Raw genomic sequence first — 13,491 nt, 5'->3', positions numbered from 1 at the left:
GAGCCCCCGACGCGCTCCGCACTGCGAGCCGCAGCGAAGCGTTTCGAGCGCAACCCGCCGAAGGCGGGCTCTTAGCGCGAGATGAGCGCGGAACGCTTTTTCCTGTGAAGCGCATTTTTCGGGTGAATTGCCGCGAAGCGGCAAGAGGGGGCTTTTTGCAAGTGAAAAAGCCCCCTTGCATAAAGAAATACCGAACAGGTTCTCAGGCGTGTCAACTGGTCTGTGCAAACTGGGAATTATACAGGTCCGCATAGAAGCCGCCCTGTTCCAGAAGCTGCTCATGACGTCCCTGCTCGATGATATGCCCATCCTTCATCACGAGGATGCAGTCTGCTTCCCGGATGGTCGAAAGCCGATGTGCGACGATGAAGCTGGTGCGGCCCTGCATCATGGCGGTGAACGCCTTCTGGATGCGCGCCTCAGTCCGGGTGTCGATGCTGCTGGTCGCTTCGTCGAGGATCAGCATGGGCGGATGGGTCAGCATGATCCGGGCAATGCACAGGAGCTGTTTCTGCCCCTGTGAGATATTCCCGCCATCCTCCGATACAATCGTATCATACCCATTCGGCAGCCGCTTGATAAAGCTGTGCGCATGTGCCGCTTTTGCCGCCTGTACGACCTCCTCGTCGGTCGCATCGGGGTTCCCGTAGGCGATGTTGTCCCGCACTGTTCCTGAAAACAGCCAGGTCTCCTGCAAAACCATCCCATACATCCCGCGCAGGCTGTCCCGGGTGAGCGAACGGATGTCTCTGCCGTCCACCGAGATCGACCCAGCATCCACATCATAGAACCGCATCAACAGGTTGATGATGGTCGTTTTGCCGCATCCGGTCGGGCCTACAATCGCGATCCTCTGGCCAGTCTTGGCCGAAAGGTTCAGGTGCTCGATCAGGCGTACCGATGGGTTATAGGAGAACGAAACATCCTGAAGGTCCACATTCCCGCGGCATTCGGATGGTTCTTCCGCGTTGGCGGGGTCGGGCGTTTCCGGCTCGGTATCAAGCAGGTCGAACACCCGCTGCGCCGATGCAAAAGCGGTTTGCAGTTCGGTGACCACCCCGGAGATCTCGTTAAACGGTTTGGTATACTGGTTGGCATAGGTGAGAAAACTGGTGAGGTTGCCGACGGTCAGGCGTCCATTGATGGCCGCCAGCGAACCGGAGATGCAGACCGCCGCATACACCACCCCGTTGACAAACCGGGTACAGGGGTTGGCGAGGGCGGAATAGAACTGTGCCAGCCAGCCGCAGTCATAAAGCCACTGGTTGATCTGCTCAAACTGCTCCTGCGCGCGTTCCTCGTAGCCGAACGCCTTGACCACCCTCTGCCCGCCGATCATCTCTTCGACGAATCCGGTCATTTCGCCGCGTGTAGCGCTCTGCTCCCGAAATTTTTCAAACGAATGCTTGGCGATGAACGAGGCGACAAAGAGGGAAAGCGGGGTAATCACCACCACGACAAGGGTAATCGTGACATTGAGTGAAAGCATGAACCCCAGGGTCCCCAGAATGGTGATGATACCAGTGAAAAACTGGGAAAAGCCCTGTAACAGTCCGTCCGAAATCTGGTCAATGTCGGTGATGACGCGGGCGATGATATCGCCGTGAGGGGTACCGTCGATGTATCGGAGCGGTACGGTTTGCAGCTTGTCGAAAGCTTCGGTGCGCAGTTGTGCAACCGTACGGTAGGTGACGATATTGGTGCAGAGGGTCATCAGCCACTGAAAGACGGCGGCGAGCAGAATGGTACCCAACAGGACCGCAACAATCCGCGCGATGCCGGGAAAATCCACGCTGCCGGGACCGATAATCAGGTCGATCGCCCGCCCGACGAGGATCGGCGCGTAGAGGGTGAGCGCAACATTCCCGGTTGCAAAGGCCAGTGATACAAGGAGATAGCGCCTATACGGATGGATAAACCGCATCAGACGGTTGAAAACAGCTTTGTTCATCTGCGGTTCACCTCCTCATGGGAAAGCTGGGAGAGGCAGATTTCGTGATATTCGGGGCAGTTCTTGAAGAGCTGCTCGTGGGAGCCGATCCCGGCGACCTTCCCATCGTCGAGCACCACGATCCGGTCCGCACCCTTGACCGTATTCACCCGCTGGGAGACGAGGAAAACGGTGGTTCCCACAGTTTCCTGACGGATTGCCCGGCGCAGTGCCGCATCGGTCGCGAAATCGAGGGCGGAGGCGCTGTCATCCAGGATCAGCACCCGCGGGTTACCGACCAGTGCCCGCGCAATGGTCAGGCGCTGTTTCTGCCCGCCGGAGAGGTTTTTTCCGCCCTGCAGAATCCTAGTGTCCAGGCCGTCGGGCAGGCGCCCCACAAATTCCTTTGCCTGTGCGATTCCGAGCGCATGGAAAATTTCCTCGTCGGTCGCATCTTCGTCCCTCCATTGCAGGTTGCGGCGGAGGGTGCCCGAGAAGAGCAGCGCCTGCTGGGGGACAATCCCAATCTGCCCCCGCAGCTGTGCGAATGGATAGTCCCGCAGGTTGACTCCGTCCAGCAGAAGCTCGCCTTCGGTCACGTCGTAGAACCGGGGGATCAGGTTGACCAGCGTGGACTTGCCCGCACCGGTACCGCCGATCACACCGATCGTCTCGCCTGGTGCGACCGAGAGGGTCAGGTGGGAGAGGGAGCGTTCGTCCGAGCCGTTGTAGGCGAACGAAACATCCCGGAATTCCAGCCGGGGAGCGCCTTTTACCGGGATCACCTCGCTGTTCCCTTCATCGGTGACACTGGGCAGGGTGTCGAACACCTCCTGCACCCGCGCACCAGATGCCGCTGCCTTGGTGAAGATCACTACCAGATTGGAAACCACGATCAGGGCGAGCAGGTTCTGGGTCATATAGTTGATGAGCGCATAGACCTCGCCTCGGGTGAGTACACCCGCATCGACCTGCCCGCCGCCGAACCAGACGATCGCCACGATCGAAAGGTTGATGATCGTGAAGGTGAGCGGGGATAGCAGGGCGGAAATCCGTCCCACCCGGATCGAAGCATTTTTCAGATCGTCGCTTGCATGGGCGAACCGCTCCTGTTCGGTCTGCTGTTTGGAAAACGCGCGGATCACCCGCACGCCCGCCAGATTTTCACGGGTGATGAGGGAAATCCGGTCGAGATAGCGCTGGATCGTTTTATAGAACGGCACCGACCGGCTGGTCACCAGATAGAGGGTCAGGGCGACGAGCGGTGCAGCAATCAGGAAGATCAGGCCGGTCCGAAAGTCGATGCAGAGCGCCATAATGGCCGAACCGACAACCAGAAACGGCGCACGAACCACCAGCCGGATCAGCATGGCAACCGCGACCTGAAGCTGGTTGATGTCGTTGGTGAGCCGGGTGATGAGCGAGGGCGCGCCAAACCGGTCGATCTCCGCGTGAGAAAAGGAGTTGATATGCGCAAACAGTTCGTTGCGCACCACCGTCCCAAATCCCTGTGATGCGCGGGATGCCAGATACTGGCAGACGAGCGCGCAGCCCAGGCCGGTCAGCCCGAGCAGTACGACGATCGCCCCATGCCCCAACACATAGCCGATGTTCCGGGACGCAATCCCCACATTGATGATCTTGGCAACAACCAGCGGGACGATCAGCTCGAAAATCGCTTCGGTTAGTTTAAAGGTAGGTCCGATAATCAACTCCCGCTTGAAGCCTTTCAGATAACGTGTCAGTTGAAACATAGAAAATACCCTCCGGTGCTGAGAAATGGATAACACAGGGCGGACAACTCCGGCTGCCCGCCCAAAGAACCCATATTCACAACCATTCGATACCGTCTGAGCGGGTCTTTTGCCGGCCTGCTGCGTTGAAAAATCTTGCAATACACAAAGTATTGCCTGCGTTTTTTCGCCTTGCAGAGCAGCAAAACCCCTCGCCCATCCGGCATCCCCTGATTATAAATACAGGTTCAAAATCAACAGAGCTGCTGATCTCTTGTTAGAAAAAGATTCTCCAACTTTTTCAAAGGTTACAGGGACTCCGCGCTCTTTCACTCCGGCCTGGGGTCTGCCGCACCGTGTCGGTCGGGCTATGTACACCAACCAACACGCAAAGAGCCACCCTCAATGGTTTTGCTCCAAAACGCCCGTTGCGGCGGCAGTGAAAAGAGCCGGCAAACAACCTTCGGAAAAAACAGGCTTTCAGAAATTTCTGGCGAGGTCGCGCGCGGACTCCAGCCACTCGGGGGCATTGGCCGCCGCACCTTTTTCCCATAGCCCGGTTGCGACCAGGATACCGCAGTCCTCCCAGTTGAGGTAGTCGATCATCCGCTCATAGCTGCCGACCGCACCCTCAAATGCGTCGTCGTCCTCCTCTGCCCCGCAGAGGATCATGGCAGACTGCTTGCCCTCGAACGCCGGTTTTTTATCGTCTTTACAAAGCGGATAGAACCGGTCGATCACTGTGCGGATCTGCGCAGACATCCCGTAGAAATACAGCGGGGTTGCAAATACGACCGCGTCCGCCTGGTTCAGCAGCGGATAGAGCGGCTGCATCCCGTCTTCCTGCACGCAGGGAAGCCCATTTCTGGTCCAGCAGCGGTCACACGCCAGGCAGGGTGAAACCCCGCTTCCTGCTGCGCAGAACCGGTCGATCCGGTGCCCCGCCCGTTCAGCCTCTTTGATGAATTCTTCTGCCAGCAGATCGCAGTTGCCGCCTTTGCGGGGGCTGCCGGTCAGAACAAGAATCCGTTTTCCCATCCTTGCCGCCCTCCTTAGAATGCGATGATGACGCCGCCGTCATTGGCATACATCGTGCTCAGCCCTCCCGTGCGGGAGATGATAATTTCCTTGAAGGAAAACCGCTTCTGCGCCTCCGCCCGGATAAAATGTGCCTGACGGTCATTGTTGCAGTGTGTGATGACCAGTGTACGGTCGGAGAAATCGGTGCAGCATTCACCGATGATGTCGACCAGCCGGGTAAACGCCCGTACCGAGCCGCGGGCCTTTTCAAACAGCCGGATCTCCCCGTCAACAGCGGTCATGATCGGGCGCAGGGACATTGCTGAGGCAACATACCCGACAATCCGTCCCATCCGCCCGTTTTTGATCAGCGTGTCGAGGTTCTCAAGGATGAAAAAGGTATGCATATGCTCGATAAAATGGGTCACCTTGCGGACGGTAGTGTCGAAATCCATCCCAGCCTGAATGCAGTCCCGCAGTTTGCAGGCAACCGCAAGCTGCCCGGCTGAAGCGGACTTGGAATCAAAGATATGGATTTGCTTGCCCGGGGATTCCTTTTTTACGATGTCCCGCGCCATACAGGCGCTGTTGTAGGCGCCGCTGAGCTTGGAGGTAATCATTGACCCAAAGACGATACTGGACTTGCGCATCTTCTGGGCGAACGCCTCCGGCGGAGGGCAGGCTGATTTTGGCACCGACTTGCTTGCTTTCATCGCAGCCAGCCAGTGGCCGATGTCAAGCGAATCATCATCGGTATAATTGATGTTTTCCAGGAGCATCGAAAAGGGAACCATTTCCCCGTTGAAGAAGGAGGCCAACTCAGGGGTCAGATCGCAGCAGCTGTCGGAAACCAGTTTAAAATCCTGCATGAGGTCAGATCCTTTCATCGCGTTTTGTCGTTTGATAGCATGGAAGCACCTGGAAAGAACGGTTCTGGTTCTTTTCAAGCCTGCGGCGGCTCCGCCTCAGAAGGCTGCTTATGGCAGCAGTCCCGCTTCAGGGTACATGGTTATCGGGCACGCTCGGTGTGCCGGCAGATTTTTGCCCGCCCCTTAAAAACAGGCGCCTGTTTTTAAGAGGGCTGACGACGTGTCCCAGGAGCATTGCTTCGAAACACTTTGCATATATCATATCGCATTTTATTCTGATAAGTCAATGAAAATCTGGTAATTTGTACAGAATCGGGCTTCAGGAGAGTGCTGTCAGAAGCTTGGGGGCAGGGCGACGCAGCAGATTTCGATAACAGCAGCAAGAGAAGCGGAGGTTTTCACCATAAAAATTGAGTAATGAGTAAAACGTTAGATGCGGAACAGGCTCTTAGAACCTGTTCCCAAGCCTTTTCAAACGGCTGGAAACATCCTGTATATGCTGGCAAAACAAGCACCCCCGTTTCCGGTTTTGGAAGCGGGGGTGCTCGGATGTATCGTCCGGATTATTGGTTTGCAAGCTGGTAGATGGCGAAAGCGGCCTCCTTGTTGACCGGTTTGAAGCTGCCAAGACGCATGGCATCTCCGCGGGTGGCCTTGTCCGCCATCCCCCAAAGGACCTCATCCGACTGTACGCCGATGCCGAGGCTGGTGAAGTCGGTGGGCATCCCCAAAGACTGGAAATACTGCACCGTCTCCCGGATAGCCGCCTCTGCGCGCTCCTGCTCGGAGCCGGACTGGATGCCCCAAACCTCCCGGGCAAACTGGACAAACCGTTCGGGATGCTCCCGCCAGCTGTAAGCGGCCCATGCGCCCCACATCACCGCGAGGCTGGCGCCGTGAGCCACATCAAATTTTCCGCTCAGTTCGTGTCCGAGCTTGTGCGGCACAAAGTCCACTGCCGCGCCCAGACCGGTCAGTCCGTTATGGGAGACGCTGCCGCACCACATCAGCTCGCTCATCGCTTCATAGTCGTGGCTGTCCTGCATCGCAGTCCTGCCGTTGGCGATGACGGTCCGCAGCAGCGCTTCTGCAAACGCATCGGTCAGCTGGTTGCCTTTCGTGGGTGTGAAGTAGCGGTCGAGTGTATGCATCATGATGTCTACGATGCCGCAGGCCACCTGATAGGCCGGGAGGGTATAGGTCAGCTCCGGATTCATGACCGCGAACCGGGGCCGGTTAAACGGGGTGCTAAGCCCGCGTTTGACGCCGGTTTCCTCGTTGGTCAGGACCGAGGAGTCGCTCATCTCGCTCCCGGCTGCCGAGATGGTCAGGATCACCCCGACCGGCAGGCTCTTCTGCACCGTCCTGGTGCCTTCCCAGTAGTCCCAGATATCGACCGACGGCTCCGCTACGCCATGTGCGATCGCTTTGGCGGTGTCGATCACGCTGCCGCCGCCGACCGCGAGGATGAAGTCCGCGCCGAAGGACAAAGCTTCCTGTACCCCCTGCCGCGCCAGCCCGAGCCGGGGGTTTGGCTGTACCCCACCCAGCATCCGGCAGGGGAGGTTTGCCCCGTCCAGCGCGGACTGGACCCGGCCGAGCAGCCCGCTGCGCACGACACTGCCGCCTCCGTACACCACAAAGACACGGCTGCCGCCAAATTCCTGCACCTGCTGTGCAACCTGTTGTTCACTGTCCTTTCCAAAGAGAACCTTGGTAGGGCAGTAATAGCAAAAACTTTGCATATGAGGGACCCCTTTCCTATATTGAAGATCATTTCATTCTGGTATCTGAATGAAATATTCCTCGTCGTATTTGTCTCGGACATCATCATAGGTGAACCGGATTTCCGTTTCGGACAGCCATTCCACGTTAAAATGTACCGTCTCCATAAAACCGCTGTTGGGATAGTTCCAGATTTCTTTGTTCCACAGAACCCCTTTTTGATAGATGGTGGGGCGGCAGACAAGGTCATACCGGACCACAATCGTGTTGGTTCCCCCGGGCGATGTAAACACCTCTTCTTCGGCATTGGAGAGGAGATGATAACAGCCCCGAACGAGGGAAACCACAAGAACCAGTATGGACAGCGTCAGCATGGTCGGAACGGAAAGATATTTGGTTGTTTTACGGCTACGCTGTTCTTCTTTTCCCAAAATGGAACGGCCTCCCTTTCCATCCTATTGTACCATGCTGTTCGTCCTGTTTCAAGGCGGCTGCACGAATATTGCCCGGGAAACAGGTTCTGCCGTTTCAAAGCAGGCTGGTAAAGGACGGGGGCTGGTAAAGGACGGGGGCTGGAAATTCTGTGCGGATTGTAGTAGAATAGTGGATAGGACGGGCGGCGCTTCGCCCGAATTGATCGAAAGAAGGGATCATCATTGGAAACGAAAGTGACCAGGGAGCAGGCGGTCAATCTGCTGAAAATGTATAATCGGGAGCCGTTCCACCTTCTGCATGGGCTGACGGTCGAAGGGGTGATGCGCTGGTATGCGCAGGAGCTTGGCTATGGCGCGGATGCGGCATTCTGGGGGACTGCGGGTCTTCTGCATGATGTGGATTTTGAACAGTATCCGGAACAGCACTGCCAAAAAGCGCCCGAATTGCTCGCGGAAATCGGAGCGGAACCGGAACTGGTTCACGCGATTTGCAGCCATGGGTACAGCCGGTGTTCGGATGTGAAGCCGGAGCACGAGATGGAGAAGGTGCTCTATGCGGTGGACGAGCTGACCGGCCTGATCGGGGCTGCGGCACGTATGCGCCCGTCGAAGAGCGTCAGTGATATGGAAGTATCAAGTCTTAAAAAAAAGTTTAAGGATAAAAAATTTGCTGCCGGATGTTCGCGGGACGTCATCCGCGAGGGTGCGGAGTTCCTCGGCTGGGAGCTGGACAAACTGCTGGACCAAACCATCCAGGCGATGCGCTCCTGTGAAACGCAGGTCAGCGCCGAACTGGAACAGCTTACCGCATAAGAACAGGCTGACCCCAGGGCCGCATGGCCCCGGGGTCGTTTTTTTTCAGGGGGTGATATAGATGATCTGCATCTGTGTATTCTGTGCAGCCGGGTCATAGTGATAAGAATAGGCGGCGGTTTTGCCATCGTGTGTCGCGGTGATCAACAGGCCGGGGGCGCCGTTTCGCGGAGGGTCGTATTCGAGCAGGAGCGCACTGTCCCCGCCATACCAGTTTCGCGCAGCCGCGCCGGTGTAGTCACGGATGAGGAACGGGTCGTCGTTCGGCTGGTATTCTCCCCCGTCGAACCGGTAGTCCGAAAGGGCGAGGATGGTACCGTCATGGACCGGCATCAGCAGGGCGGTTTCCCCGCCGGAGGAAATCGGGACAGGCTCGTAGTCCTGGCAGAGGCGAAGGGTTCGCTCGTCCGGATGGCGGATCAGCACCGCAAGGGTATCCCCCTCGGGGAACCCGACCGCGCCGGTCAGGTAGAGCTTGTTGTTGAACGCCACGCCGGTGATCTCCGAGCGTTTCCGGTAGCCTTCCGGGAGCAGTTCGGCGCGTTTGGCGTCATACTCGCTGGCGGATAACGCGGTCGCGTCAAAAAAACCGGTGGTACTGCCTGCGACCGGCGGGAATTGGCCGCTCTTTTCCGCCTGCACATAACATTGCAGGATGCTTGCGTGCTCATTCAGGCCCACCAGCCCGCCGACCGCGCGGGAATTTGGGTCGAGCGTTTGCAGCAGGGCGGAGGAGAAGCAGTTGGAGACGGCTCCGGCACCCAGATGCCCGATCAGCCCGCCCGCATTGCGCACGTATCCCGGCTCGCCGGTGCCCATCCGGACGGTCCCCTCTGCGGAACAGCCCTCCACCCAGGTATAATAGCACATCCCGAAGAGACCGCCGATCCCCTCACGGCCATCGACCGTCACATCGGTGTGACAGTTGATGGCTTCATTGGCATGGCTGAACCGGTCGTCCCCGGTCGAGCCGACCAGCCCGCCCACATCGGATATACCGGAGATACTGCCTTCTACCGAACAGTTGTACAACCGTCCCATGAAGCTGCCGGCCAGCCCGCCGACCGAGCCTTCCCCGGAGACGTGCACATTTTGCAGATGCAGGTCTTGGATCACAGAGCGGCGCCCGGTGCTCCCGAACAGGCCGGTGGGCAGAGGCATTTCGTTGAATGGGCTGGTTCCCGGGCAGGAGAGGGTCAGATTGGAGATCGTATGCCCGTTCCCTTCGAATACTGCATCGAACGGGCGGGATTCAGGGAGCAGGGGGAAGGTGAAGCTGCCGATTGGCTCGATGTCGATACCGGACATGTCGAGGTCGGCTTCCAGACGGAAGGTCTGCCCCAGGTAGCTGCGGTCGCCCGCGTTGACCATCCGGGAAAGGCGGACAAGCTGTTCCGGCGTGCGGATGGCAGTGAACGATTCATCCACCCTGGCTTCCGCCGAGCGGTACTGCCAGTCCCCTTCCGGGCTGGGGGAAAAGGTATAGACCAGCTCGGGAAGGTCAAAATCACCGGTTTTCCGCGCCGCAGTGACAGAGATGCCGCCGTCCGTGAGGACCTCGCATCCGGTGACCAACAGGTCATAGGTTGGACGCAGCTCGGGCAGTGTGCCGATGGAGCTGCCGTAGATTTCCCCGGCATAGCCGGTCAGGGCCGAGGAGGTTTCCGGGATATGCACCCCGCCGGTTTCTTCCTCGACCGGGTCAAAGGTATTGTAATAGGCAAAATCGGAGTACGGATCGAGCGCGCCGATCTGGGAGAATCCAAACAGAGATGCAGCAGTCTGTTCGACCTGCGTGCGGGGGAAGATGCTCCAGTCGTCCCCCGAATCATTCTGAACGCGGTAGGCATGTTCCCCATTCTCCGCAACCAGACGATGGATTGACAGGCAGACAACGAGGTCGTTGGAAAGTTCGCTTGGATGGGAAAACGGCATCCCGCCGGTGACCGCCTCATATGGCAGGATGTAGGATTCAAACAGTTTCTGCGCGGTCTCCTTGTCCACCTCTCTGGGCGCTTCCTGCGTTGGAGAGGGCGGATCGGAAGCATCCGGGGAAGCGGGAGCGGCGGTCCGGGAGCAGCCGGCGGATAAGAGGATGCATACCAGAAGGCAGCAGAAGAATCGGTACAAGAGAAAGACCTCCTTTAGAGCACTTTCATAGCCGGAGCATTTTTATTAAGCGACAGGCAGAAGCCAGCAGGCATGCTTTGCAAACGCGGCGGCTATGTAAGAACCTGTTCAGTATCTGAAGTTTTACTCCATTTTTTGCGCCGGTTGGCCTATGTACGCCGCTGCGGCGGAACACTTTATCCTGAAACCAGTATACATCGGGCCAGTCTCTTTTTCAACCGTTCAAGCGTTCAGCCCTTGACAACCGGATGAAGAATATACTAATATTTGAAAGCGTGAATGCGCATCGTGGTCCAAAGGCCGCAGATTTCAAATTTCAAAAAAGTGGTTTGATGCTTTAAAAACAGTTCGATTATAACACATTGACGGGCAAAGGATGGTATGAACTATGTCGGAAAAACGGGAACGGTCTTTTTCAGGGAGTGAACAGTATGTTGCGTCGCCCGAGCTGATGCAGTCGGTCAACATCGCGATGGCGCTGGAAAAGCCGCTTTTAATCAAGGGGGAGCCGGGCACCGGAAAAACGATGCTCGCGCAGGCGATCGCTTCGTCTCTGGGCAAACGTCTGGTGATCTGGAACATCAAGTCGACCACCAAAGCGCAGGATGGGCTGTACGTCTATGACGTGGTGCAGCGGCTCTATGACAGCCAGTTCGGCGGGCAGGCGGTCGACGACATTGCGAAATATGTCAAGCTGGGCAAGCTCGGGGAGGCGTTCGCATCCGAGGAGCAGGTGATCCTGCTGATCGATGAGATCGACAAAGCTGATCTGGAATTCCCGAATGACCTGCTCTGGGAACTCGACCGTATGGAATTTTACATCCCCGAGACCAAAGAGACCGTCCGGGCAAAACAGCGCCCAGTGGTCATCATCACCTCGAATGCGGAAAAAGAGCTGCCCGACGCGTTCCTGCGCCGGTGTATCTTCCATTACATCCAGTTCCCGGACGCCGCGTTGATGGAGGAGATCGTGCGGGTGCACTTTGACAGGCTGGAAGAGCATCTGCTTCAGGAGGTGTTGGACACCTTCTATTGGATCCGCACCCTGTCCGATCTGCAAAAGAAGCCGAGCACCTCCGAACTGATCGACTGGATTCGTGCGCTGGTGATCGGAGGGATCGACCCCAACGAAATCCGCAAACGGGTGCCGTTTGCAGGCGTGCTGCTCAAAAAGAACGAGGACCTCGACCAGCTTGCGCTTCGTCTGTGAGGTAGCGGGATGTTGACAGGATTTTTTTACCATCTTCGGGGAAGCGGGCTGGATGTTTCATTGAACGAGTGGCTCACCCTGACCGAAGCGCTCGACAAAGGGCTGTGCGGCGGGAGCTTTACCCGGTTTTACTACCTCTGCCGGGGGATTCTTGTCAAGAGTGAGGCGGATTTCCCAGCCTTTAACCGGGCTTTTCTCGAATACTTTGAGGAGATACAGAAAGCGGGCGGACAGATTCCCCAGGAGCTTCTGGATTGGCTGAACAATCCGGCTGAGCAGAAGAACAACTATGACGCGGATACCGCCCGGGAGCTCCTGCGCAAAGACCTGCGGGAGATCCAGCGGATGTTCCTCGAGCGGCTTCAGGAGCAGCATGAGCAGCATAACGGCGGCAGCCATTGGGTCGGGACGGGCGGAATGTCCCCGTTTGGGAATGCGGGAAACAGCCCCACCGGCATCCGGGTCGGCGGGCAGTCCCGGCACCGCAGGGCGTTCGAGGTAGCAGGCGAACGGGAGTTTGAGGACTTCCGGCGGGATACCGTGATCGGGGTGCGCCAGTTCCAGACTGCGCTGCGCCGCCTGCGGCAGTTTTCCACGCGGGTGGATGCGCCAAAGGAGGAACTCGATCTTGATGCTTCCATTCAGGCGACCGGGGAACAGGCGGGCAGGCTGAAGCTGGTCTACGGCCGGCCGCGCCGGAATACAGTCAAGCTGCTCCTGCTGATGGATTCGGGCGGTTCGATGGACCAGCATCGCAGGCTGTGCGCCGCGCTGTTTCAGGCGGTCTCCGATTCAAGCCATTTCAAAGACCTTAAAATCTACTACTTCCATAACTGCATCTACTCCAAGCTTTACACCACTCCGTCATGCAGCTATCGGGCGAATGTGGATACCGAATGGGTGCTCCGGACGTTGGGAGAGGACTACAAGGTGATTGTCCTCGGAGACGCGATGATGGACCCTTATGAGTTGACCGGTTCCAGCTATTACGACTATGGGAACCCGGACAGTGTGCGCGGGATCGACTGGCTGCGCAGATTCCGGAAAAAGTTCGAGAAGATGGTCTGGATTACTCCGCGTCCGATGCGGTATCCACCCGGCTCCTACTGGCGGAAAAGCTACGACATCATCAGCCGGGAGTTTCCGATGTACACCCTTACGATGACCGGGCTGGAAGCCGCATTCAAGCGGCTGATGGTTTCCCGCTGATGGCCGGCGGAGAAGGGAGAACCAATGAAACTGAAACGGATTGAGCGGGAATTTTCGGTGTGCCGGATTCCGGACCTCTCGGAGGTCGACTTTCAAGATGCCTTCTGTTTTGTCGGGAAAACAGATGAGGAGCTTTCTTTGGTCTGTCCGACCGAAAAAGTGCCTGCGCGTACGCTTGCAAGGGCGGATGGCTGGGGCATGTTCCGTATTGAAGGGGTTCTGGAGTTCTCGCTGGTGGGCGTCCTTGCGGGAATTTCTGCGGTTCTGGCAGCACATCAGATCGGGATTTTTGCGGTTTCGACCTACAATACCGACTACATCCTGACCAGACAGGAGGACTATGAAAACGCATTATCCACGCTGGAACAGACTGGCTACCAGATTGTCCGGTGAGACAGCGATAAAGCCCATCGCAACA

11 protein-coding genes are annotated in these 13,491 nt (G+C 57.5%); 4 read left to right on the top strand and 7 right to left on the bottom strand.

Going from position 1 to position 13,491, the window contains the following annotated elements; genetic code table 11:
* Positions 1 to 211: 211 nt before the first annotated feature.
* The 6 genes from C814_RS11285 to C814_RS11260 all read right to left on the bottom strand — a co-directional run bounded on the left by C814_RS11285 (position 212) and on the right by C814_RS11260 (position 7,708).
* Positions 212 to 1,951, bottom strand: a complete 1,740-nt coding sequence (locus tag C814_RS11285) for an ABC transporter ATP-binding protein (RefSeq protein ID WP_016317965.1) — start codon at positions 1,949 to 1,951, stop codon at positions 212 to 214.
* Positions 1,948 to 3,684, bottom strand: coding sequence for an ABC transporter ATP-binding protein (locus C814_RS11280; RefSeq protein WP_016317964.1), 1,737 nt, complete (start codon positions 3,682 to 3,684; stop codon positions 1,948 to 1,950). The genes C814_RS11285 and C814_RS11280 overlap by 4 nt, the downstream gene beginning before the upstream one ends.
* 459 nt (positions 3,685 to 4,143) lie before the next feature.
* Positions 4,144 to 4,701, bottom strand: a complete 558-nt coding sequence (locus C814_RS11275) for a flavodoxin family protein (RefSeq protein WP_016317963.1) — start codon at positions 4,699 to 4,701, stop codon at positions 4,144 to 4,146.
* Between the two features lie 14 nt (positions 4,702 to 4,715).
* Entirely contained in the window at positions 4,716 to 5,552 is an 837-nt protein-coding gene (locus tag C814_RS11270; protein WP_016317962.1) for a DegV family protein, read from the bottom strand.
* 563 nt (positions 5,553 to 6,115) lie between these two features.
* Positions 6,116 to 7,297 (bottom strand): iron-containing alcohol dehydrogenase, encoded by a 1,182-nt coding sequence (locus tag C814_RS11265; RefSeq protein ID WP_016317961.1) that lies wholly within the window; start codon positions 7,295 to 7,297, stop codon positions 6,116 to 6,118.
* Positions 7,298 to 7,330: 33 nt separating this feature from the next.
* Positions 7,331 to 7,708: a hypothetical protein gene (locus C814_RS11260; RefSeq protein WP_016317960.1), complete on the bottom strand. Its 378-nt coding sequence runs from the start codon at positions 7,706 to 7,708 to the stop codon at positions 7,331 to 7,333.
* A gap of 225 nt (positions 7,709 to 7,933) precedes the next feature.
* Between C814_RS11260 and C814_RS11255 the strand changes: the two genes are divergently transcribed.
* Positions 7,934 to 8,524, top strand: a complete 591-nt coding sequence (locus C814_RS11255) for a hypothetical protein (RefSeq protein ID WP_016317959.1) — start codon at positions 7,934 to 7,936, stop codon at positions 8,522 to 8,524.
* A 45-nt stretch (positions 8,525 to 8,569) separates the two neighbouring features.
* On the opposite strand, the gene C814_RS11250 is transcribed toward C814_RS11255, so the two are convergent.
* Positions 8,570 to 10,654: a M26 family metallopeptidase gene (locus C814_RS11250; RefSeq protein ID WP_016317958.1), complete on the bottom strand. Its 2,085-nt coding sequence runs from the start codon at positions 10,652 to 10,654 to the stop codon at positions 8,570 to 8,572.
* 388 nt (positions 10,655 to 11,042) lie between these two features.
* Here C814_RS11250 and C814_RS11245 point away from each other — a divergent pair, with 388 nt between their 5' ends.
* The 3 genes from C814_RS11245 to C814_RS11235 are packed head-to-tail and all read left to right on the top strand — an operon-like array spanning position 11,043 to position 13,466.
* Positions 11,043 to 11,864, top strand: coding sequence for an AAA family ATPase (locus tag C814_RS11245; protein WP_016317957.1), 822 nt, complete (start codon positions 11,043 to 11,045; stop codon positions 11,862 to 11,864).
* A 9-nt stretch (positions 11,865 to 11,873) separates the two neighbouring features.
* The gene (locus C814_RS11240) at positions 11,874 to 13,073 is read left to right on the top strand and encodes a vWA domain-containing protein (RefSeq protein ID WP_016317956.1); all 1,200 of its coding nucleotides are present in this window, start codon (positions 11,874 to 11,876) and stop codon (positions 13,071 to 13,073) included.
* Positions 13,074 to 13,097: 24 nt separating this feature from the next.
* The gene (locus C814_RS11235) at positions 13,098 to 13,466 is read left to right on the top strand and encodes an ACT domain-containing protein (RefSeq protein ID WP_016317955.1); all 369 of its coding nucleotides are present in this window, start codon (positions 13,098 to 13,100) and stop codon (positions 13,464 to 13,466) included.
* Positions 13,467 to 13,491: the final 25 nt, after the last annotated feature.

The organism is Anaerotruncus sp. G3(2012), from assembly GCF_000403395.2.
GTDB lineage: Bacteria > Bacillota > Clostridia > Oscillospirales > Ruminococcaceae > Anaerotruncus.
The sequence above is the reverse complement of the archived record's forward strand: the minus strand, read 5'-3'. Positions and strand labels throughout refer to the sequence as shown.